Below are 20,302 nucleotides of genomic sequence, written 5' to 3' on the forward strand. Positions count from 1 at the left end.
ACCCGTCCGCCGCTGACCTCCGAAGAGGTCCGCTCGACTTGCATGTATTAGGCACGCCGCCAGCGTTCGTCCTGAGCCAGGATCAAACTCTCCAAAAAGTAGTTTGACTAGCTCTTGTTTAAAACTTCAGAATTAACGTTGGCACTTCGATTTGTTTAGTTTTCAAAGATCATTTTTAAGTAAATTGGAGCGGGTGATGGGAATCGAACCCACGACATCAGCTTGGAAGGCTGAGGTTTTACCATTAAACTACACCCGCATATAATATGTATACTTTCTGGTCGGGAAGACAGGATTCGAACCTGCGACCCCTTGGTCCCAAACCAAGTGCTCTACCAAGCTGAGCTACTTCCCGCTACCGCAAGTTTAAAAATTTATATTGGCGCGCCCGAGAGGAGTCGAACCCCTAACCTTTTGATCCGTAGTCAAACGCTCTATCCAATTGAGCTACGGGCGCATCGGCGACTTATACATAATATCAATTTTTCGATTTCTTGTCAACATTTTTTTAAAATGCTTTTTTCGTCTGGCCGAGAATAGGTAAAACTCTAACCTTCTAATCAAAAGCCAAAAGCGCTGTGTGCGCATCGGCGACTTACATATAATATCAAATCGCTTTTTACTTGTCAACATCAATTTTCAAAATGTTTTTAGCGCGGCCAGGAATAGCCGAACCCTCCCTCCGCTTCCACACCATCTCTATTATGATAACCATCATAGAATCTGACAGCACCGCTCCATTCAATTATCATTCTTTGTCTGTGTACTTACATTATTAAAAAACCCTCTCTTCTGGAACTTACTTTAGCAAGAAGCGCTGCGGCCGGCACATCCTGAATGATGAAAATTCAATCTATGTTCGTCTTAGGCAATTATTATATTGATAGCTTAAAAAGACTGCATCCTATGAATGATCCAGTCTTTTCCCCATTAACCGTTAATAGATTCGTTCAATATTATATCCTTTGTCTTCAAGCTCACCCGGAACGCTCGGATTAATCAAAACATGAGCTGAACCAATCATAGCAAAGTAGGTCTGCCCGTCATCTTTCTTTAAGATTTCATCAAGCTTATTTGCCATATTGATATTACGGGTATCATTCATCTCCCGTTTATATTCTTCTCCAATTTCCCTGAAACTTTCCGAAACCTGATCAGTAAAAGCATCCTCTTTGCCTTGAATCCAGTTATACCCTAATCGGTTTAATGAAGCTGCTGCCTCGTCGTGACCGTTTATGGAACTCTCCAGCATCCGCACTTGTGTTTCCATACTAAAATTACTAAGCACTTTATTTTGAATTTCAACGCTTTCTAATTCAACGATATCTTTTTTATCCACTAAAGAACGTTTAAGAAAATATAAATCAACCCCCTGCTCTGGAGCCAGATCACTTTTCTTCACACTAATCTGACTTAACAAACTCTCCACAAACCACGGCTGAAAGCTGTTATAATCTTCTATCGCCATATCATTCTCTTCAAATATATCAGAGAGCCCGGCATAAGACTTCTCAGATAAAACGCCTTTCAGAGTCGTGGCATCCTTGAACATAGCGAGTTTGTTCATTTCTTCTTCCTCTACTTTCACCTCAAGCATATTGACCTCCGGAAGGACAACATCTGAACTCTCGTAGGCTTCTTCAATTTCAGCAGCAAGCGGATAAAAGTCTTCATGACCCAAGTGTGAGGTTCCTTGCACATATATGGTTGTCTCTCCATTCGTTACTTTCCATAAGAACCCCCCATCGGCATCATAATCTGGTGCAGTTTCCCTTACTTTCTTAGTGATCGATTGCTGATTTAATTCTTCTTTTTCTAATGGAACATCATTATTACTGGCACACCCAGCAAGTAATACTGTACCCAATAGAAAGTAAATTAGCGATGTGAATTTTGACATGTCGTTCATCACTCTCTCCTTTTTTTCATAGGAAAGCTCAAGGCCCTTCTACAAGGCTGAGCCTTGAAGAACCCCTGGATGCGTAAATAAATTGACTCACACGTGCTCCTGCCTTCTACAAGTTCCCGTCTAGCAATGCATTCCAGCGCAGTCTCGTTGCACGCTCCACGCTCCCTGCCGCGGCGCATAAACCGAGTCCAATGTTGATCCACACCGGCAGGGTAATAGGTGAGTTGAAGGTCCCGAAGCGCTGAGCGATCTCGGGTACCTGAGTGACCGCATCGAGGATCTGAGGGATGGCTAGAACCATCGGAACAATGAGCATAATCAGCGAAATGAAACGGATCCAGCGGCTCAAACCGGGGTGTTCGCGATCGAGACGCGCACGCCGTCCTTCAGCAGAACTCTCATCCGGGATAAGCTGGTGCACCGTACCTTCGTCGGTTACGAAATGGCAGCGTCTAAGGCCAAAAACCGTGGACGCTACTTCGATCGTTCCTCCAGCCACGGGGAAGGCGGCAGGTAGTTTAGACTCGGCGTAATGTTTGCCATCGAGGTAAAGGTGGGCAGTTCCTTTATCATCATTTGCAGAGAAAAACTGCTGCCAATACGGGACGTCAACTGCGAACACTTCTTGCCGGCCGGCATCGTTTGTCAATGTGAGGTAAAACAGTGCACGGGATAGCGGCTGCCACCAGCGGAACTCCTTTAGCGGACGCCCATTACCGACCTTGACCCGTCGCGCTGCTTTACGTCTGCGTATCTCTTTGAACATTTCTTCAACTCCCTTTTGTATATTTATATTGGCGAAACCCTGCCAATCCGAATATCACCCGAAACTGTCCTTACCTTAATAACGTCTGTCGTCCCTTGAGGGGATTCGGGCGCTGTGATGTTTCCGGAAGTGGTCTTCAAGACAAAAAATCCTTTGAACTCCGGATCGGGTGACAAAGTCACATCTCCGCTGCGAGCGGAGATATCCATGCTATCCGAACGCTGCCCCGTTACATTAACGTTGCCGGAAGTGGACTGCACTGCCAGAGTGCCCTTCAGCCCATCCACCTTGATATCGCCGGAGTGCATCTGGATTTTCGCATCCCCCTGGATTCGCTCCGCCGTAATATCCCCGGACTTCGAGGTTAACTTCAACCGCCCGGCGCTGATAGCTTCCGTGCGCAGTTTCCCCGAAGAAACGGACAGGTCGATATTTTCTGCCTTTAAACCAGTAAAGCTGGTGTCGCCGAAGTTCGCTTTATAGCCGATCTGCAGCAGTCTGGTTTTATCCGACAGCGCTACAATTACCTTCGTCTTAATAGACTTATAGGCAGGTGCTACTAATTTCACATCCTTTTGCAGTTGAAGTTCTAAAGTATTTCCTGTGATCTCTGTTTTTTTAACTCATCGATCGTGTTTTGCTGCATATTGCCGCTGACTTCCACATAGTTGGTGTCATTGGGGCTGGCGATGAACTCCATGTTCACGTCATATTCGCTCTCGATGGTGAGCGCACTCAATTTGTCCTGTGTAAACTTCCATTTTTGCTCGTGCGCGGCCAACTTGTCGACATAATTTAGCGGCTGACAAGCCGTTCCAGCGAAGCTCAAGACAATCAGTGCGATCCCCAGCAGGCACCTCTTTTTATTGCTCAAGAAAAACTCTCTCCTTTAAAATCACTTTCTATAGTCTGTTTAGTGAATAACTAATTTAAATATTGGTTAACCAATCAGTTTTTAGGGATAAATAGATAGTCAATCCTTCTGTTCATAAAGAGTGTAAGAAAGCCTTACACTCTATCTGGATTAAAATGAGCTTTCTTTATCAAACAAATTTATTTAATCATTTTCAAAATGTTTTCCTTTACCTTTTCACTGTAATCTTTAAATCCTAAATCATTTTCATTTCGAGGCAAGGACACGGCTAATGAAATAGCCCCCCTGATCATCATCCCAACTGCCCTGCTATCAAAATCACTAAATTCATTTGATTTTTTTCCTTCAGAAAGGATCTCCTCTAACCAAACTTGCACTTCTTCCTCTGGATTCATTTCCATCCGAAAATATGGGACATTGTCCGGTGTGCGTACATTAAAAACGATCTCAAATAATGCAGTGATATTTCCGCGGTATTTATCCCGGTACTCTATGCCCGCTTCTACAAACGCCATTAATTTCCCCAAATACGTTTGTTCATTTTCTACTCTTCCCTTAATAAAAGCTTTCTCATCTTCAACCAAATAGACGAGGATATTGTTCATTAAATCCTCTTTACCTGAGAAATGATATGAAATCAGTCCTGTACTGGTCTTTGCTTTACTGGCTATTTTAGAGAGGCTTGTGTTTACATAACCACTATCTCTCAATACCTCTATAGCAGCTTTAATAATTTGCTCTTTGCGCGCATCAGCTATTAAATACTGTTTGTTTTTCATCCATTCTCCGCCTTAGTGAATTTGATTGCTTATTTTTTATCTTGATTGACTGTTCAGTTTTTATTTTAAACGCACCTGATACTCCTGTCAAGATTACAACAGGGTCAGCTTGTTCGGAAATAAAAAAGTACCAAAGCTTATAGAAGCCCTGGTACTTAGTGTTTTGATAAAATTTTAACACGTTTATGATGCGGCCGAGAAGAGTCGAACTTCCACGGGGTTGCCCCCACTAGGCCCTCAACCTAGCGCGTCTGCCATTCCGCCACGACCGCTTGAATTAGTAAGAGTAAAATGCGGGTGAAGGGAGTCGAACCCCCACGCCCGAAGGCGCCAGATCCTAAGTCTGGTGCGTCTGCCAATTCCGCCACACCCGCGTATAAAAATAAAATGGTGAGCCATGAAGGACTCGAACCTTCGACCCTCTGATTAAAAGTCAGATGCTCTACCGACTGAGCTAATGGCTCGGATGGCTGGGCTAGCTGGATTCGAACCAACGCATGACGGAGTCAAAGTCCGTTGCCTTACCGCTTGGCTATAGCCCATTGCTTATAGATGGCTCAGGCTGAGAACAATGCCTCAATTTCCCGGCCGGCTTTGAAAAATAGCTGCCATAAAATAAAAAATGACCCGTACGGGATTCGAACCCGTGTTACCGCCGTGAAAGGGCGGTGTCTTAACCGCTTGACCAACGGGCCGTATTAATAATAGATGGCGGAGAAGGAGGGATTTGAACCCTCGCGCCGCTTACGCGACCTACACCCTTAGCAGGGGCGCCTCTTCAGCCACTTGAGTACTTCCCCATCCGTGTGCTGACTGAAATAATATGGCTCCGCAGGCAGGACTCGAACCTGCGACCGATCGGTTAACAGCCGATAGCTCTACCACTGAGCTACTGCGGAATAATAAACAGCAGACTTCTTTGATTATAGACAAATTATGACTAAAAGTCAATGCTCGTAAGAAAATTACTTTTAAATGAAGCTCGTCTTCCCCGACGGCTTTTATAATTTATCATATAACCCCGCTTCCAGTCAACCTTTAAATCATGTGTCTGATTGGACCGCCGCATTTCCCGCAAACATACTTTCGCGTATCCATTCTCCTTTTTCGCTCATAGCGCTGGAGACAGGAATTGCATTTATATAAATGGATGGTTTTCACCGCTTTTGCAGCTTGAATAGGGGTACAAAATCTCGGAGCTCCAACTTCTGCGAGCAGGTGTCTGAAGTCTCTATCCCGATGGCGGTACCCTTTTCCTTCAAGATGAAGGTGGTAATGGCACAGCTCATGTTTAATGATCCCCTCGAGCTCTTCTTCGCCATGCTCAATAAGTTGCTTCGGGTTGATCTCTATGTCATGGGAGGAGAGCATATATCTTCCCCCGGTTGAACGCAGTCTGTTATTGAAGACAGCTTTATGGGTAAATGGTTTATTAAAACAGCTGGAAGAGATTTCTTCCACTAACGCCTGAAGCTTTTGCTGATCCATTGATAACACCTTTCTATTACCGGTCTTGGGCTAAGAACAGGACATTTCCTCCATGCATACACTAGCTAATACCCATACTCCATTATAACGATTAAGGAGGTATGAGCAATGCCGTCCTGGCTTAAAAATCAGATGATGAGAGCCTTTTATGAAAAAAATCATTACCAGATCAAGCTCCTGAATCAATGCTGGTATTTTTACAGAAAAAAACACTGCTGAAAGGAAGCAGTGTTGGCCTTGCGATAAAAATAAGGTGATCGGCCAAAAATCGCCGGCTGAAAGTGGCTGGTCATCCAGCCGGGAAAAGTTTTTCGGGTGGGAACCTCGACTGTTTGGCTGGCAGAGTACTTGGGTCATATGGAAGAGCCCTTTAGCGACGAACCGTGCAGGTGTTCTTGTTCCGGGTACAATTGATGCCGACGAAAATCATGCACTCTATTTGCTATTGACCGGAGAGCATCGTCAGTGAAACCCTGCCCTTTTGAACATCCACCGAGTCCACCCATACAGTTACGACATCGCCAACGCTTACCACATCCAGCGGATGCTTTACATATTGCCGGCTAAGCTTCGAAATATGGACCAATCCGTCCTGTTTTACCCCAATATCGATAAATGCGCCGAAATCCACGACATTTCTAACAGTACCCTGGAGCTCCAGCCCTTTGCTCAAATCTTCAAGCTTTAAAACGTTCTTCTTCAGCAATGGTTTTGCCGCCTCATCCCTCGGGTCACGGCCGGGCTGAATTAAAGCGTCACATATATCTTTAAGAGTAAGCTCGCCTATTCCAAATTCTGCTGCCGTCTCCTTAAGATTCAAACCTTGTATTTGTTCTTTTAGATTTGCGCTTCCCAAATCTTCAGCGGAAGCACCGAGGCGCTTAAGCAGGCCTGATACTTCTTTATAGCTCTCCGGATGAATGGACGTGCGGTCCAAAGGCTGGTCTCCGTCTATAATTCTCAGGAACCCTACCGCCTGTTCGTATGTTTTCGCTCCCAGTCGGGGAATTCCTTTCAGCTGGGTCCTGTTTGTAATTTTTCCAAGCTCTTCTCTTTTCTTCACAATGTTCTGTGCCACTGTTTTTGACAGCCCTGATACATATTGAAGAAGAGCAGGGGATGCGGTGTTTACGTTGACACCTACTCTGTTAACTACAGTTTCCACGACAAATGTAAGGGAGTCATTCAGGTTTTTCTGACTGACATCATGCTGGTATTGACCGACTCCAACAGACTTTGGATCGATTTTCACCAGCTCTGCAAGGGGATCCTGGAGCCTTCGGGCTATTGATACAGCACTTCTTTCTTCTACTTTTAAATCAGGGAATTCTTCTCTTGCTAAATCAGATGCGGAATAAACACTTGCTCCTGCCTCATTGACAATCAGATAGGCAACGTCTTTGCCGGACTGTTCAATCGCATCTGCCACAAGCTGTTCGCTTTCTCTTGAAGCTGTTCCATTTCCTACAGCTATCACTTCAACGTTATGGGCATCGATTAATTTAAGTATGGCTTTGAGCGCTTCCTCCCGCTTATTCACTGGTGCATGAGGATAGATGACGCCAATATGCTCCACTTTACCGGTCTCTGTAACTACGGCCAGCTTGCAGCCAGTACGATAAGCGGGATCCAGCCCAAGTACGACTCTCCCTTTTAAAGGCGGCTGCAAAAGGAGATTTCGTAAGTTTTCTGAAAAAATGTGGATAGCCTGTGCGTCCGCTTTTTCGGTCAGCTCTTTTCTGATTTCTCTTTCCACGGATGGTTCGATCAGGCGCTTATATGCATCCTCTATCGCTTCTTCCATGAGCTGTTTAACAGAGGTTTGTTTAGATCCGAGCTGTTTTTTGAATAAGTAGGAAAGGATTTGGTCGGCTGGCGGATTGACCACTACTCTTAGTATCCCTTCTTTTTCCCCGCGGTTCATGGCTAATACCCGATGCGGTGCAGCCTTATGTACAGGTTCCTCGTACTCATAATACATTTCGTATACATTTTTTTCGTCTTTCGCCGGGTCTTTAGCAGATGTAGCAAGGATGCCCTTTTTTAAGGTTTGCTCCCGGATCCAATTTCGGTAAACCGGTTCATCTGCAACCTTTTCCGCTACAATATCCTTCGCACCTTCTAAGGCAGCTTCAGCTGTTTCAACTTCTTTATCAGGATTAATAAAGCTTTTCGCCTTTTCCAGCGGCTCTTCAGAGGCTGGAAGCTGGATTAGCCATTCAGCCAGCGGTTCCAGCCCCTTTTCCTTTGCAACTGTGGCCTTTGTGCGCCGTTTTTGCTTAAAAGGCCGGTACAGATCTTCCACTTGCTGAAGCTTGACTGCGGACGAGATTTCGCTCTTCAATTCACCAGTGAGCTTTCCCTGCTCCTCGATTAGCCGGATTACCTCTTCCTTACGGTTTTCGAGGTTCAGCATGTATTGCCATGACTCAGATATGTCGCGGATTTGCACTTCATCAAGCGCACCCGTTTTTTCTTTCCGGTAGCGTGCTATAAAAGGAACTGTATTCCCTTCCTCCAACAAATCAATCACACTTTTCACTTGTTTATAAGGGATTCCCAAATTTTCATTTAATACTTTCAGTAAACGTTCCTGATTTTCCAGTTCCATAATACATCCTCCGATAACTGAGATGGTTCTATCATATCAAAAATAGCAGGGACTTAAGCAATTGCAAAATAAATAGCCGGTAAATTTTTTAAGCTCGTTAAAAAATTTGACCGGCTATATAAGTGAGATCATCATCGCGATCTTCCGTATGGGACATTAACGCTTCAGAAATGTCTTCTACCGTCGCATAGTCACGCAGAAGTGACTTTATGGCAGATACCTTTAAGCCATCTGAATGGACAATGAATTTTGCACCTGGCTGATATTGGTAGGAGTTTACTTTAAATTTTTGAGGTTTGCCGGACATGTAACCGAGGACGGGCAGTGGATAGACGAAGTCTCCTGCAGGATTGTACATGACAAAACGTATATTGCCAATCGATCCATAAGCTAGCCGCTGATCGGAAAACGTCATTTTAAATATGGATACCGTAGCGCCCCGCTTCGTTTTCAGTTCCTCATTGCAGCGGATTAGCAGCTGGTTTATGTCTTCTTCATGGTATCTTTCCACTATATCACTGATGGCCTGCGAAGATTCATGAGCCAGTTCCCCGCTTCCCAGTCCATCCGCCAATACACAAACGAAGTACTTATCCGTTGTTTTCATAAAAAAACTGTCGCCGCACTGGGACTTTCCTTTTTTCTGCAGCTGAAAAGCCAGAGCTTGAATGCGTTCGTTCGTTTCACGGACGATCATTGATAATACTCCACTGACTTATCAGCTGCCAGAGCTTCCTTCAGCTTATGAATGGCTCTCCTTTGAAGGCGTGAAACATGCATTTGCGAGATACCCAGTTCTTCGCCAGCTTCTTTTTGGCTTTTATTGTCGATAAACGTAAGCTGGATAATTTGTTTTTCCCGTTCAGATAAAACGTGAAGAACGCTTTCCAGCATCATTCGCTGATTAACCCGTTCAAATCCGTCATCCTGAGAACCGACGATATCCAGGATGGTAACGGTGCTGCCGTCAGGATCCGCTTCAATGGAGTGATCAACGGAAAGCGCCTGATAGCTTTTTCCCATCTCCATCGTTTCAAGGACCTCTTCCTCTGTCACCTGAAGATAATCTGCTATTTCATAAACTTTCGGTGAGCGCTGCAGACTGTTTGTCAGTTCATCTACAGCTGCTTTAATCTTCGGTCCGAGCTCTTTTATTCTTCTTGGCACATGAACGCTCCACGTCTTATCGCGCAGAAACCGCTTGATTTCCCCGATAATGGTTGGAATCGCAAAAGCCTCGAAGGATTTTCCGACCTCTGAGTCGTATCTTCTGATAGCGCCTAAAAGACCGATCATTCCTACCTGCAGCAGGTCTTCGTGAAAACTTTTACCGCGGGAATATTTCTTAGCCAGCGTTTCCACAAGCCCTCTGTAGTGATGGACAAGATCCGTCTGAGCCTGGTCATCCTGTGTTTCCTGGTAAGCGGTTATCAGTTCGTTTACTTGCTCCTTAGTTAGCTTCGTAGTTTGTGATGGTTGTGTCATGATTCACCCGCTCCCCATTTAAGAACTTGGTTAAAAATACGGTGACTCCTGTGCTGATTTGCACCCGGACCTCATCCATGAGCGTTTCCATCAAGTAAAGGCCTAACCCTCCTTCCGGCAGGGAATCTACACTGGAACCTGAAGAATAAGGCCCTAACTCCTTTTTCTTCTCTTCAAAATTGAAGCTTTGTCCAGTATCAGAAACCATTACTTCAAGCCGGTCTTCATATAACCCAAAACCAATGGTTACTTCACCTTTATCTACATTTTTATAAGCATGCTGCACTGCGTTCGTGCACGCTTCGCTTGTGGCAATTTTCAAATCTTCAATTTCATCATATGAGTAACCCATGCGGCTCGCAATGCCGGAAAGTGTAAGCCTTACAATGCCAACATATTCTGGTCTTGCAGGAATCTTCATTTCAATGTAGTCCACAATTGAATTCATTGTACCCCACCCTCTGCTTTTGATGAAATATCGATGATGTCATTAAGACCTGTGATTGTGAATAGTCTTTCCAGACGTTCTGATAACTCGACAAGCTGCAGTTCGCCGTTATTCTTGCGCACATTTTTGAGGAGTCCAACAAATACTCCGAGCCCTGTGCTGTCCATATACGAAACATCCCGGAGATTGATGACAAGCTTCGGTTCGCTTTCATCTGCTAGCGGGAGGAGTTCCTCTCTAAGCTTTGGAGCTGTATAAGCGTCAATTTCACCAGCAACCGTTACCTTCGTGTGCTGATCCATATTTTCAATAACTGTCTTTAAATTCATCTATAGTCACCTCAGACCAATACAATTTATGCTACTAGTTTCCTACCCTTTGCCATAAACTATTAAACATTTCTGCGGATAATAATAAAGGTAAAATCATCCCTTAATTGAAAGTCCTGCATAGATAAGAATTCCTTATAAATCGTGTCTGCAATTTTCTGAGCCGGCAGATGCTCATATTTTCTGATCATGTCAGTAATATGACTTCTCTCAACAAACTCTTCCTCCGATTTGCTTTCGGAGACGCCATCTGACAGCAGAACGACCATATCTCCTTTTTCTACCTTAAGGTCATACTGCATGTACTTCACATTCTGGTCAACGCCAAGCACAAGACCTTTTGCATCCAGATCAGCAAAACGGTCTTTTTCCTTGCAGTAATAAAATCCCGGCTCATGGCCGGCTGAAGCATAGGAAAACTCGTGGGAGTGAAGATCATACATTCCATAGAACATCGTGATAAACATACTCGGGTCCACATTCTGTTCTACTACCCGGTTTAAATTTTCCAAAACATACCCAGGATCTTTCCTTGATTCGGGAAGACTGTCCATTGTGTATTTGATCATCGACATACAAAGGGCAGCCGGGATGCCTTTCCCAATCACATCCGCCAGCGCTATACTAATATGTTTGTCATCCTGGACAAAATGATGATAATCTCCGTTCATCTGTTTGGACGGAATGCTTACAGCTCCGATATCGAGAGCATCGCACACAGGAATTTTCGTTTCAAGCAGGGTCTGCTGAACATTGGCAGCAATCTCAATCTCAGATTTAATCTCCAGCTGCTTATCCCTTAAAATCTGATGCTCCTGATAAGCAAGCCCGTATCCTATCATCACTTCAAGAAGGAAATCCAGGGAATTCAGGACATCATTTTGGATGTCCGGATACAGTTCCTGAAGGACCTTCCTGTGTATGCTGACAATCTCTTCAGGCGGAATTTGCTGCTGCAGCGTCTGCCTGCTGAATTTCTGCCCCTGATAAAGTGCCGTCTCTGTCATCTCATTTATATAATTATGAAGCAATTCACGATACTTCGTTTCTACAACTTCCTTGAATTCCATAATCAGCCTCCTAGCGAAGCCATTTGACCGCCCTTATGTCGGTCCCTTCTCCAGCAGCAGACTGAATGTTAAACTCATCCATCAGCCGTTTCACACCTGGCAACCCGGCGCCAAGTCCTCCTGAGGTCGAAAATCCATCTTCCATTACCTTTCTGATATCAGGAATTCCAGGACCGCTATCAATGGCTATTATTTTCAGTCCTCTTTTGCCGTATTCTTCTATTTGTTCTATACAAAGCTGGCCCTGGCCGGCATATAGATAAATGTTTCTTGCCAATTCAGAGATGGCGGTGGTTATTCTTGCCTGGTCGACCGTTCCGAAGCCAAGCTCCTTCGCTACATTGCGCCCCAGCTGCCGCGCTGCAACGATATCCCACTCAGTCACTATTTTCACGCAGGATTGGTTGTCCATTGGCTATTCCCCCAATTCCTGCTGAAGTGTCTCAAGTCCTTTTTCTAAATCTAGTGCGGTTTTTACATCCTCCAGCTGAATGCCGAGCTCAATCAGCGTTATAGCTACAGCAGGCTGGATGCCTGTAAGAACAACCGCTGCGCCCATTAATTTGGACATGCTGATCACATCTCCAAGAACCTTGGCGATAAACGAATCAATCACATCAACAGAAGTCAGATCAATGACGACTCCATTTGCTCCTGTTTCGTGAATTTTGTGAAGCAGATCTTCCTGGAATTGCAGAGCGGTTTGATCATCCAGCTCCCATTGTATGGAAATGAGCAGACAATCTTTTAATTTAAGGATAGGTATTCTAGGCGTTCTCATTCTGATTCCCCCGTTGAAACAATATTTCTATTGGTCATTTCCAATGCCGCTTCAATACCTTTTTGAAGTGAATTTTTCGTCGTAATCTGATTTAGGCTGATTCCGAGATTCACAATTGTCTGAGCGATTTCCGGGCGAATACCGACAAGAAGGCACTTTGCCCCTACCAGCCGAACCGCTTCTGATGCCTGAATGATATGGTGAGCGACCATTGTATCCACTACCGGTACGCCGGTTATATCGATCAGCACGACTTGCGAGCGGTGCTTTACAACGCCATCGAGCAGATTTTCCATGATTCGTTTCGCTCTTTCAGTATCAATCGTGCCGACTAAAGGCATGACCGTTATATGTTCGAAAACAGGAATAAGAGGGGCGGATAATTCCTGCAGGGCAATTTTCTGCAGTGAGACCGTCCTTTCCCATGAAGATGCATATTCAAAAAGCAGTTCTTCTGACAATGGGGAGAATTCCCGGTCAAATTCCCAGACCAATTGCATCTTGCGGTCTTCTGAAGCGTCCTTTGTCATGCCGGAAAAAATAATGATGCCGAGCTTCTTCATTCCTTTTGTGATAAAAGTAAGCGACCAGCCTGCCTGAACCAGGCGCGCAGTGAACCCGGAAAGAAGATCATCCAGGCTTTCAGCGGACCCTTCCATATACTGAAGAAGAATACTCAAAAACTCCTGCGCTGTTTTACGGTAGGCTGATTCAGACATAAGCTCTGAATATTTACGGTCATCCAGCTCTTTAAGCGCTTCATGCCATTCTTCAAGGATTTCCGTCTGGTTCCCGCGTATATAATCTGCAATTGATTGGTCCTTCTGCGCCATGTTAAACCCCCCTTATTCCCGATAGGTTAAATAACCATACTGCTCATATTATACCTATTTATGTAAACAAAAAAAAGGAATCTGCCGGTAAAACTTGTTTCCAACTTGTGGGCTTTTGGCTAATCCCAGTCGTAGCCCGGCCCCGCTTCCCTTAATAGAATAAAATATAGTAAAAAGGAAGCTGCCGGATAGAGCAGCTCCCTTTTTTCCATTCGTATGTGCTTAAAAGTCAATAAGTCCGAGGCTAATCTGTAAGGCTTCGTCCACTTTATCCATCATTTCATCATCAAGATGAGTAATCTTATCCGTTAGTCTCTGTTTATCTATGGTACGGATTTGCTCAAGCAAAATGACAGAATCCCGTTCAAACCCATAGCGCTTTGCATCAATCTCGACATGAGTCGGCAATTTTGCCTTTTGAATCTGAGCAGTTATCGCTGCAACAATGACAGTAGGACTAAACCGGTTCCCGATATCGTTTTGAATGATTAAAACTGGACGAACGCCACCCTGTTCAGAACCCACCACAGGAGATAAATCAGCAAAATAAACGTCGCCGCGTTTAACAATCAAAGGATCAACCTCCGCTTACTAAGCGGTCTACGGTATGATCAGCCTCTGATTCTGCCATGAAAGCTTCGGAAGCAATATTGAGGTTAATCTTGGCCATTTCCATGTATCCGCGTCTCATGGATTCACGGATTTGGCGTTTTTTGCGTTCACGAAGATACATTTTTGTCGCCTGATAAATAAGCTCGCTTCGATTTCCGTTCTCTTGTTTGACAAGACTGTCCAATTCTGACACTAATGTCTGCGGTAAGCGGATCATAATTTCAGTCGTTGCGCTGGATTCAGACACAAACATACACCTCCACCAAACTTGCACACCCGTTATTCAATTCCATAGTCAATCATACCACTATTCATGAGAGAAGCAAACTATTTTCTAAATTGTCTCTTAATGGAAAGCAGCCATGACCAAGCCCTATCCATCAGCCTTTCGAAGCTGAATGTGATTGGATAATGGGGTTCCTAACTTCCATTATACTCTTATTCCGCAAAAACATACGGGGGACTCGGGCCGACAAAATACAAGGGATTTCGTAATTAATCGTTTCGAGGCGGTCTGCTATTTCGTCAATCGGAATATATTCTTCTGCCTGTCTTCCAATCAGCGTAACTTTAGTCCCCTCCGGCATTTTTTCCGGAAGCCTGATCATACACTGATCCATGCAAATTCTGCCGATTATTTGAACCCGCTTTCCCCCTGCAATTACCTCCGACTCTTTCAGCTGCCGCAGCCAGCCGTCCGCATAGCCGACCGGCAGCGTCCCGATCCACTCATCTTCCTGCGCTGTATAAGTGGCACCGTAGCTTACCTTTCCGCCCTTTGGAAGCTTTTTAACATGAACGATTTTCGTATGGAGCGAAAGGGCCTCTTGCAGCGAATAGGGAAGCTCTTTATTCATTTCCTTTGAAGGGGACAGGCCATACATCGCAATTCCAAGTCTGACAGTATTAAAAATACGGTCCTTAAACCGGAGACCGGCCGCACTGTTGGCACAGTGAATCAGCCATTCTTTATTGCTGATCCCTCCCAAAAGCTTTTTAAAAGCAGCAAATTGGCAGTCGGTATAATCTGATTCCAGCTCATCCGCTGCAGCAAAGTGAGTAAAGATTCCACGGACGCTGAGACTCGAAGAATCGGCAGCAAACTGAATGAGTTCGTCCAATTCCTCTTTTTCAGTAATCCCAAGCCTCCCCATGCCTGTATCCAGCTTAATATGAAATTGAAGAACTCCTTCTTTTGCAAACTGCTCTGCCTTTTTTACCCATTCCAGTGAGATTGCTGTGAGTGTGATGTCATAGTCTATGCTTACCTGAACATCCTCTGGTCTTGAAGCACCCAGAACAAGAATCGGCACCTTCATCCCTTTTTCTCTTAAGGAAATAGCTTCATCTACGAATGCTACAGCAAGCATATCAGCCCCTGCTTCAAGAGCGGCACAGGCAACTTCATAATCTCCATGCCCATATGCATTTGCCTTAACAACCGCAATGACCGTCCCTTCCCCTCCAAGATGCTCCACCATGCTCTTTACATTGTATTCAATGGCGTCCAAATTAATTTCTGCCCAAGTATCACGGTAAAAAGAAACATTCTCATTCATTCCCTGCTCATCCTCCGCCAAAATTTAACCTATTAACGATTATCCGATTCCGGCACTGCACTTGTCAAACAGAGGGCTGGAACGGAAATGATTTTCCGGCGAAGGCGTTTACTGAGATTACCCGGCCTTGTTTATGAACCAAACGTTTTAAGAACAGTGCAGCAGAATGACTGAACGATTGGCTGGCCAGATCGCCCTGTCTGATGCCTCCGACCCCTGCTGCGTTAAAGGACAGGGGGACAGAGGCAGAATCGCCGCATCCTTACTCCCACAGCTATATTTGGTCATGGGGGACAGAGGAATTCAAGCAGACATAAGCCGGGTCGGAGGCAGCCTCCGACCCCATTTTTCAGGCTTTTCAGGGACAGAGCATAGACTTCGCAAACCCCAGTCCTGCAAGGTGCACATCAAAGCGGTGTCGGAGGTTTGGCGCTTTAGTGGGGCGGGGGACGGAGGAAAGGCCATTTATTAAACCCTCCAGCAGGCGTAAAAAAAGTGCCTAGAGCCAGCTCTAAGCACTTTTTCGCACGTTATTTCGCTGCCTGACCTTGTACGGACCTCGCCGCATCCATCATTTCATCCTGTGTCATATCCTCGGAGGCAATCATGTATTCCACCCCGTCGGCAATCCAGGAGATGGAGTTTTCTGTAATCGTCCCGACTGTAAATCCGAGATCAGCCGGGTCCCCGCTTACTGCAACCGCCTTCGCGGAAGCCGGGGATACACGGGCTCTTTCCTGAATCATCGTAAAGGACTTCTCACCGCCAAATGTCATGACAATGCGCTTCCCGTTGCTTGTTTCAAGCTCTTTTTCCTGAATGAGCTTGACCCCTTCAGGGAATTCCATCGGATATTTGACAGCAAAAGGCTCTTTGTTCACTGGCGCTGCTGCCGGCATATCCATCATTCCGTAGGACATGTTTTTCTCCATATTAAAGGAATCTTTATCAAAGGAAGGATTAAATTCAAAGTTTTTGAACTCTACGGTCATAAGAGCGTTGCGGTCCGGGTCCATCACCTTTACACTCGCTGGTGACAGATCCTTCTTATTGAAGGTGATTTCCTGCATTGGAAGCATTGAATTGTTTTGATAATTGGTTTTTGTTTCGAATACATACTGCTTATCTGTTGCCTTGAAAACTGCTTTTTTATCGGCGATCACATCTTTTACGAGGGATTCAAACAGATAGGCCTGGCTGCTGTTTTTCGGCCACTCGCTTTGGAAACGGAAGCTTTTGTTCAGTGCCGGCGTCAAAACATAGACACCTTCTTCATTCCGGAGAATCATCTGGCTCTGTTCTTTAGCCGGGTTTTTCAAATTGACGCGGTAAAAGGATGGCTCTTTAAACCAGATTTCCACATCATATACCTGCGGCTCGCTTCCCGTCTGCAGCGTCATTTTCGCATTGGTTTTGTAGCTTTTCAGCTCCTCTACCTTCTTATCCAGCCCCTTGACCACGTCATTCTGGGATTTGTCCCCGCATGCAGACAATAGAAAAACAGCCATAAGTCCTGCAAGCAATAACCATAAGCTTCTTTTCACCCTTTTTCAGCCCCTTTGTTTTATCTCACAGAAAAACAGTGTTTAACACTTGTCTCTCTCATTCCGATACAAATATATGAGGCGGAGCGGGTGAATATGCAGACTAGCTTGACAGGCTCTCGAGGATAATCTGTGCGGCAGCATATTCTTTCGTATGGGTAATGGAAACGTGAACGGCTGTTCCGCCTAAGTGCGGGGATTCAGCAACCGGTTTGCCGCTTTTTTCTTTTGTGATTTGAATATCCTGAAAGCTTAGCGATTTTCCAATGCCGAGGCCGGATGCTTTAGCAAAAGCTTCTTTTCCCGCAAACCGGCCTGCCAGAAATTCTGTCCTCCGCAAACCTTTTAACCCCCGGTAAATCTTCAGCTCTTTTTCGCCTAGAATACGTTCTGCGAAACGGGGCTGCCGATCCTCCAAAGCCCGTATTCTGTTGATTTCCACTATATCCAGTCCAATTCCTGTAATCATCGGGTCCCCCTGTACTATTCAGCCAATCGCTCCATATAAATGAAGTAACCCTCGAAAGGAGCGAGTCCGATTGTTTATTCGTAACGAAAGCTTTTCATCCTATCTTTCCAAATTTCCGTTAACCTCTTTTATAATAGGTCTGCACATTCTGATCTGGGGATTCTTTTCCCTCCCTTTTCAGGACAGCCCTTATTGGTTTTCACAGGCAGATGGGTTCAACTCTGCCATTGCACACGGCCAGTGGTGGAGGCTGATCACTCCAATTTTTCTTCACGCAGGCTTTACCCATCTCCTGTTTAATTCGTTTTCACTTGCTGTTGCAGCACCGCCGCTTGAAGAGATGCTTGGCAAGGCGAGGCTCGCTTTACTCTATGCCGGATCCGGGATCGCCGCAAATGCAGCGACCTTTATCCTTCTCCCGCCGGAGTACAGCCATGTCGGTGCATCCGGAGCCATTTTCGGACTGTTCGGATGCTGGCTGTTTATGGCATTAAACCGTAAAAACCGGATCAGCCCTGCACAATCACAAATCCTTTTTATCATTTTAGCCATGAGCCTTGCCGCATCATTCCTCTCTCCGTCCGTTAATGTGACTGCTCATATCTTTGGATTGGCAGCAGGGTTTGGGCTCTCTGCGCTTTTGTTGAAAAGAGATATTTGAAGAAAAAAAGCGTTTGCCCGCTTGCGGAAACAAACGCTGCTATCTTCTCTCAATCCTTTCCGCTGTCCGCATTGCCGCCCGCCCGCTCCGGGGGTCTGTTCGAATACCAGTCATAGAGGACGATTCCATCCTCAAGATCCAGATCTTTCACCGAAAAATGAGCCCCGAGCACATTTGCCATGGCCGAAGTCTTCACTGTTACAAGCTTCTGCCGTTTTTGAAAAACGGTTTGATTCACTTGAAGCTGCTGCATCCTTTTAATAGGGAGAATCACAGAGGATCTGGATATCGCCCTCATATAAAGAATCAGCTGCTCCTCTTCCAGCCGGTAGCCCGAATCCCTGTGGGCGAAATAGCCGAATAGCGCAGAAAGCGGAAGCAGGATGAGAGAAAGCCATCCCCAAGGCGGAAACATATAAATGATGATGCCCGCAGGGATAATAAAAGGCCATCCGTATCGAAGCAAATACTTTCTGAGCGCTCTTTTCGGAACCGGGACTTTTTCAGTCCGGTACGCGTATTGCGGCAAAAATGACTCCAGCAAGGAACCAATTTGATTGGTTTTGACGAACGGAAAGATAGCGGCGGATAAACCGTCAGCGTCCTGCTTTCCCCCTGCACAAATCAGCTGGACAGTTGCATAGCCAAGCGGCTGCCGCAAAGGATTCTCGGTAATTTTAACAGCTTGAATCCTTTTGATGGGAATGGTCAGCTGGTTTTTTTCCAGAAGTCCTCTTGAGATGATAAAATCATCGCCTCTTCGTTCCATTGTGAAATTCGCATACTTCAATAAAATACCTGCCATACTCAATAGCCAGGCCAGGAGAAATCCAAGAAAAATCAGAAAGGCTAGAAAGGGGATTCCCGCAGAGGTCAATGATTCAAACCGCTTCAGGATGGACTCAACCGGCAGCAATTCATCGATCTGGGAGCCGAACGCAAAAACCGCTGAGACAACAACCCCTATTCCGCTGCTGGTAGCCGCCCCAATCAGCAATTCTTTACCGGTCATTTTATACGTCTTCCGTTTTTCCTCTCCGGCATTGCATTCAGGTGCAGCATCCTCCATTTCCTCGGGCCCAGCCTTAATTTTTATCTTTCTCTCGCTCAGCTCCTTCTGAATGGCCGCTGCTTCGGATTTTGATATGGCTGTAAGCTCTATTTCCGCTTCAGCCCCGCCGCTCGCCGTTTCAATTTCAAGCTTGACAAGACCGAACAGCTGCTGAATAATTCCCGCACGGGTGTTAATGGTTTGCACTCTTTCAATCGGCACAAAACGCTTCTGCTTTACAAACAGCCCCTGCTCAACCCGGAGCTCGTCCTCTTCAATTCTATATGTAAACTTCAGCCACTTAATCACACTGAACACGATGAGCACCACCAGAAACAGTCCTGCCCCGGCATATAAAAGGAGGCCGAGCATGCCAGGTGCGCGGTTAACAAAGATAAAGATTACAAGCGGAATAATCATATCCTTCAAAAGCTTTAAAAAGTTGATGATCGCTGCTGCCGGATGGAGCCGCTTCGGTTCAGACATCATCATCGGTCACCCTGGCGAGCCTCGAAATAAAGTCCCTCAGACGGTCCGCCTCCTCCATGTCCAATGCCGGAATTTCATGCTTCGTAGCAGCGGTGGAAATTTCTACAGTGGCAAGTTCGTATTTCCTCAAAAGCGGCCCCTGCTTCGTATCCACATGCTGAACACGCACCATCGGAATTATGGTTCTTTGCACATTAAGCCATCCATGCTGCAAATCGATTTCATGCTCATGAACCTCGTACCTCCAAAAACGCTGTCGGTACATAGGCACGAGCCACACTCCGATCACCAAATACAGCAGCGTACCTGCTGCTCCTATCATAGCCGTCCAAAACGGCCATACGCCGTAGGCAATTAAAAAACCAATTCCAACATCCGCCAAGATGAAGACTAAAGCTGTTAACAGGCCGGTTATCTGCCAGACCGTCCTGGCCTTTCTGCTGATTTGATGCTGCGGTCTCTCTCTCATTTCCGATTCCCCCTCCTGTATGAAATACGGTTTAAAAAAGAAAAAAGTTCCTCATTTTCCATTGTACGGGCAAAG

24 protein-coding genes, 10 tRNA genes and 1 rRNA gene are annotated in these 20,302 nt (G+C 45.5%); 2 read left to right on the plus strand and 33 right to left on the minus strand.

Annotated features, from left to right (window positions below; translation table 11 throughout):
- The 17 genes from ACQCV8_RS13930 to ACQCV8_RS14010 form a co-directional block, all read right to left on the minus strand.
- Positions 1 to 98, minus strand: a 16S ribosomal RNA gene (locus tag ACQCV8_RS13930); the annotation flags it as partial.
- An 87-nt stretch (positions 99 to 185) separates the two neighbouring features.
- Positions 186 to 259, minus strand: a tRNA-Gly gene (locus tag ACQCV8_RS13935).
- Positions 260 to 278: 19 nt separating this feature from the next.
- Positions 279 to 355 (minus strand) — tRNA-Pro (locus ACQCV8_RS13940).
- A gap of 25 nt (positions 356 to 380) precedes the next feature.
- Positions 381 to 457 (minus strand) — tRNA-Arg (locus tag ACQCV8_RS13945).
- A gap of 480 nt (positions 458 to 937) precedes the next feature.
- Positions 938 to 1,909 (minus strand): TraB/GumN family protein, encoded by a 972-nt coding sequence (locus ACQCV8_RS13950; protein WP_426845334.1) that lies wholly within the window; start codon positions 1,907 to 1,909, stop codon positions 938 to 940.
- Between the two features lie 106 nt (positions 1,910 to 2,015).
- Positions 2,016 to 2,675: a hypothetical protein gene (locus ACQCV8_RS13955; RefSeq protein WP_426845336.1), complete on the minus strand. Its 660-nt coding sequence runs from the start codon at positions 2,673 to 2,675 to the stop codon at positions 2,016 to 2,018.
- Between the two features lie 23 nt (positions 2,676 to 2,698).
- Positions 2,699 to 3,244 carry a DUF4097 family beta strand repeat-containing protein gene (locus ACQCV8_RS13960; RefSeq protein WP_426845338.1) on the minus strand — a complete coding sequence of 182 codons (546 nt, stop codon included), beginning with the start codon at positions 3,242 to 3,244 and terminating at the stop codon, positions 2,699 to 2,701.
- Positions 3,245 to 3,264: 20 nt separating this feature from the next.
- Positions 3,265 to 3,549: a hypothetical protein gene (locus ACQCV8_RS13965; protein ID WP_426845340.1), complete on the minus strand. Its 285-nt coding sequence runs from the start codon at positions 3,547 to 3,549 to the stop codon at positions 3,265 to 3,267.
- 179 nt (positions 3,550 to 3,728) lie between these two features.
- On the minus strand, positions 3,729 to 4,328 hold the full coding sequence (locus ACQCV8_RS13970) for a TetR/AcrR family transcriptional regulator (protein WP_426845342.1): 600 nt from the start codon (positions 4,326 to 4,328) through the stop codon (positions 3,729 to 3,731).
- A 189-nt stretch (positions 4,329 to 4,517) separates the two neighbouring features.
- Positions 4,518 to 4,600: transfer RNA gene (locus ACQCV8_RS13975), tRNA-Leu, on the minus strand.
- 20 nt (positions 4,601 to 4,620) lie between these two features.
- Positions 4,621 to 4,702 (minus strand) — tRNA-Leu (locus ACQCV8_RS13980).
- A 14-nt stretch (positions 4,703 to 4,716) separates the two neighbouring features.
- Positions 4,717 to 4,792, minus strand: a tRNA-Lys gene (locus tag ACQCV8_RS13985).
- A gap of 3 nt (positions 4,793 to 4,795) precedes the next feature.
- Positions 4,796 to 4,870 (minus strand) — tRNA-Gln (locus ACQCV8_RS13990).
- An 81-nt stretch (positions 4,871 to 4,951) separates the two neighbouring features.
- Positions 4,952 to 5,023: transfer RNA gene (locus tag ACQCV8_RS13995), tRNA-Glu, on the minus strand.
- Between the two features lie 14 nt (positions 5,024 to 5,037).
- Positions 5,038 to 5,128: transfer RNA gene (locus ACQCV8_RS14000), tRNA-Ser, on the minus strand.
- A 24-nt stretch (positions 5,129 to 5,152) separates the two neighbouring features.
- Positions 5,153 to 5,227 (minus strand) — tRNA-Asn (locus ACQCV8_RS14005).
- 139 nt (positions 5,228 to 5,366) lie between these two features.
- On the minus strand, positions 5,367 to 5,816 hold the full coding sequence (locus ACQCV8_RS14010) for a SprT family protein (protein ID WP_426845344.1): 450 nt from the start codon (positions 5,814 to 5,816) through the stop codon (positions 5,367 to 5,369).
- Positions 5,817 to 5,924: 108 nt separating this feature from the next.
- Here ACQCV8_RS14010 and cmpA point away from each other — a divergent pair, with 108 nt between their 5' ends.
- Positions 5,925 to 6,035, plus strand: a complete 111-nt coding sequence (gene cmpA / locus ACQCV8_RS14015) for a cortex morphogenetic protein CmpA (RefSeq protein WP_426845345.1) — start codon at positions 5,925 to 5,927, stop codon at positions 6,033 to 6,035.
- Between the two features lie 223 nt (positions 6,036 to 6,258).
- Here cmpA and ACQCV8_RS14020 read toward each other — a convergent pair whose 3' ends face one another.
- From ACQCV8_RS14020 to acpS, 14 genes are all read right to left on the minus strand, one after another.
- Positions 6,259 to 8,421: a Tex family protein gene (locus tag ACQCV8_RS14020; protein ID WP_426845577.1), complete on the minus strand. Its 2,163-nt coding sequence runs from the start codon at positions 8,419 to 8,421 to the stop codon at positions 6,259 to 6,261.
- A 103-nt stretch (positions 8,422 to 8,524) separates the two neighbouring features.
- A complete protein-coding gene (locus tag ACQCV8_RS14025) occupies positions 8,525 to 9,124 on the minus strand; it encodes a PP2C family serine/threonine-protein phosphatase (protein ID WP_426845347.1) in 600 nt (199 codons plus the stop codon).
- Complete coding sequence (gene sigB, locus ACQCV8_RS14030) at positions 9,121 to 9,912, minus strand: RNA polymerase sigma factor SigB (RefSeq protein ID WP_426845349.1); 792 nt, start codon at positions 9,910 to 9,912, stop codon at positions 9,121 to 9,123. The genes ACQCV8_RS14025 and sigB overlap by 4 nt, the downstream gene beginning before the upstream one ends.
- Positions 9,878 to 10,360: an anti-sigma B factor RsbW gene (rsbW, locus tag ACQCV8_RS14035; RefSeq protein WP_426845351.1), complete on the minus strand. Its 483-nt coding sequence runs from the start codon at positions 10,358 to 10,360 to the stop codon at positions 9,878 to 9,880. The genes sigB and rsbW overlap by 35 nt, the downstream gene beginning before the upstream one ends.
- A complete protein-coding gene (locus tag ACQCV8_RS14040) occupies positions 10,357 to 10,689 on the minus strand; it encodes an anti-sigma factor antagonist (protein WP_426845353.1) in 333 nt (110 codons plus the stop codon). The genes rsbW and ACQCV8_RS14040 overlap by 4 nt, the downstream gene beginning before the upstream one ends.
- A gap of 62 nt (positions 10,690 to 10,751) precedes the next feature.
- Positions 10,752 to 11,759 (minus strand): PP2C family protein-serine/threonine phosphatase, encoded by a 1,008-nt coding sequence (locus ACQCV8_RS14045; protein ID WP_426845355.1) that lies wholly within the window; start codon positions 11,757 to 11,759, stop codon positions 10,752 to 10,754.
- Between the two features lie 10 nt (positions 11,760 to 11,769).
- Positions 11,770 to 12,171, minus strand: a complete 402-nt coding sequence (locus ACQCV8_RS14050; RefSeq protein ID WP_123913334.1) for an anti-sigma regulatory factor — start codon at positions 12,169 to 12,171, stop codon at positions 11,770 to 11,772.
- A 3-nt stretch (positions 12,172 to 12,174) separates the two neighbouring features.
- Positions 12,175 to 12,540 carry an STAS domain-containing protein gene (locus tag ACQCV8_RS14055; RefSeq protein WP_123913333.1) on the minus strand — a complete coding sequence of 122 codons (366 nt, stop codon included), beginning with the start codon at positions 12,538 to 12,540 and terminating at the stop codon, positions 12,175 to 12,177.
- Positions 12,537 to 13,373 (minus strand): STAS domain-containing protein, encoded by an 837-nt coding sequence (locus ACQCV8_RS14060; RefSeq protein ID WP_426845358.1) that lies wholly within the window; start codon positions 13,371 to 13,373, stop codon positions 12,537 to 12,539. The genes ACQCV8_RS14055 and ACQCV8_RS14060 overlap by 4 nt, the downstream gene beginning before the upstream one ends.
- A 222-nt stretch (positions 13,374 to 13,595) precedes the next feature.
- A complete protein-coding gene (gene ndoA, locus ACQCV8_RS14065; RefSeq protein ID WP_035404386.1) occupies positions 13,596 to 13,946 on the minus strand; it encodes a type II toxin-antitoxin system endoribonuclease NdoA in 351 nt (116 codons plus the stop codon).
- Between the two features lie 4 nt (positions 13,947 to 13,950).
- Positions 13,951 to 14,232 carry a CopG family ribbon-helix-helix protein gene (locus ACQCV8_RS14070; RefSeq protein ID WP_035404384.1) on the minus strand — a complete coding sequence of 94 codons (282 nt, stop codon included), beginning with the start codon at positions 14,230 to 14,232 and terminating at the stop codon, positions 13,951 to 13,953.
- A 133-nt stretch (positions 14,233 to 14,365) separates the two neighbouring features.
- Positions 14,366 to 15,544 carry an alanine racemase gene (gene alr, locus ACQCV8_RS14075; RefSeq protein ID WP_426845360.1) on the minus strand — a complete coding sequence of 393 codons (1,179 nt, stop codon included), beginning with the start codon at positions 15,542 to 15,544 and terminating at the stop codon, positions 14,366 to 14,368.
- A 530-nt stretch (positions 15,545 to 16,074) separates the two neighbouring features.
- The gene (locus tag ACQCV8_RS14080) at positions 16,075 to 17,088 is read right to left on the minus strand and encodes a LolA family protein (RefSeq protein ID WP_426845362.1); all 1,014 of its coding nucleotides are present in this window, start codon (positions 17,086 to 17,088) and stop codon (positions 16,075 to 16,077) included.
- Positions 17,089 to 17,191: 103 nt separating this feature from the next.
- The gene (gene acpS / locus ACQCV8_RS14085) at positions 17,192 to 17,557 is read right to left on the minus strand and encodes a holo-ACP synthase (protein ID WP_426845364.1); all 366 of its coding nucleotides are present in this window, start codon (positions 17,555 to 17,557) and stop codon (positions 17,192 to 17,194) included.
- A gap of 70 nt (positions 17,558 to 17,627) precedes the next feature.
- Between acpS and ACQCV8_RS14090 the strand changes: the two genes are divergently transcribed.
- Positions 17,628 to 18,218 (plus strand): rhomboid family intramembrane serine protease, encoded by a 591-nt coding sequence (locus ACQCV8_RS14090; RefSeq protein ID WP_426845366.1) that lies wholly within the window; start codon positions 17,628 to 17,630, stop codon positions 18,216 to 18,218.
- Positions 18,219 to 18,267: 49 nt separating this feature from the next.
- Here the strand turns inward: ACQCV8_RS14090 and ACQCV8_RS14095 are convergent, their stop codons facing one another.
- Both ACQCV8_RS14095 and ACQCV8_RS14100 read right to left on the minus strand, forming a co-directional pair.
- On the minus strand, positions 18,268 to 19,761 hold the full coding sequence (locus ACQCV8_RS14095; RefSeq protein WP_426845368.1) for a PH domain-containing protein: 1,494 nt from the start codon (positions 19,759 to 19,761) through the stop codon (positions 18,268 to 18,270).
- The gene (locus ACQCV8_RS14100) at positions 19,748 to 20,227 is read right to left on the minus strand and encodes a PH domain-containing protein (RefSeq protein ID WP_426845370.1); all 480 of its coding nucleotides are present in this window, start codon (positions 20,225 to 20,227) and stop codon (positions 19,748 to 19,750) included. The genes ACQCV8_RS14095 and ACQCV8_RS14100 overlap by 14 nt, the downstream gene beginning before the upstream one ends.
- Between the last annotated feature and the right edge of the window lie 75 nt (positions 20,228 to 20,302).

This window comes from Metabacillus sp. 84 (assembly GCF_050107715.1).
Lineage (GTDB): Bacteria > Bacillota > Bacilli > Bacillales > Bacillaceae > Metabacillus_B.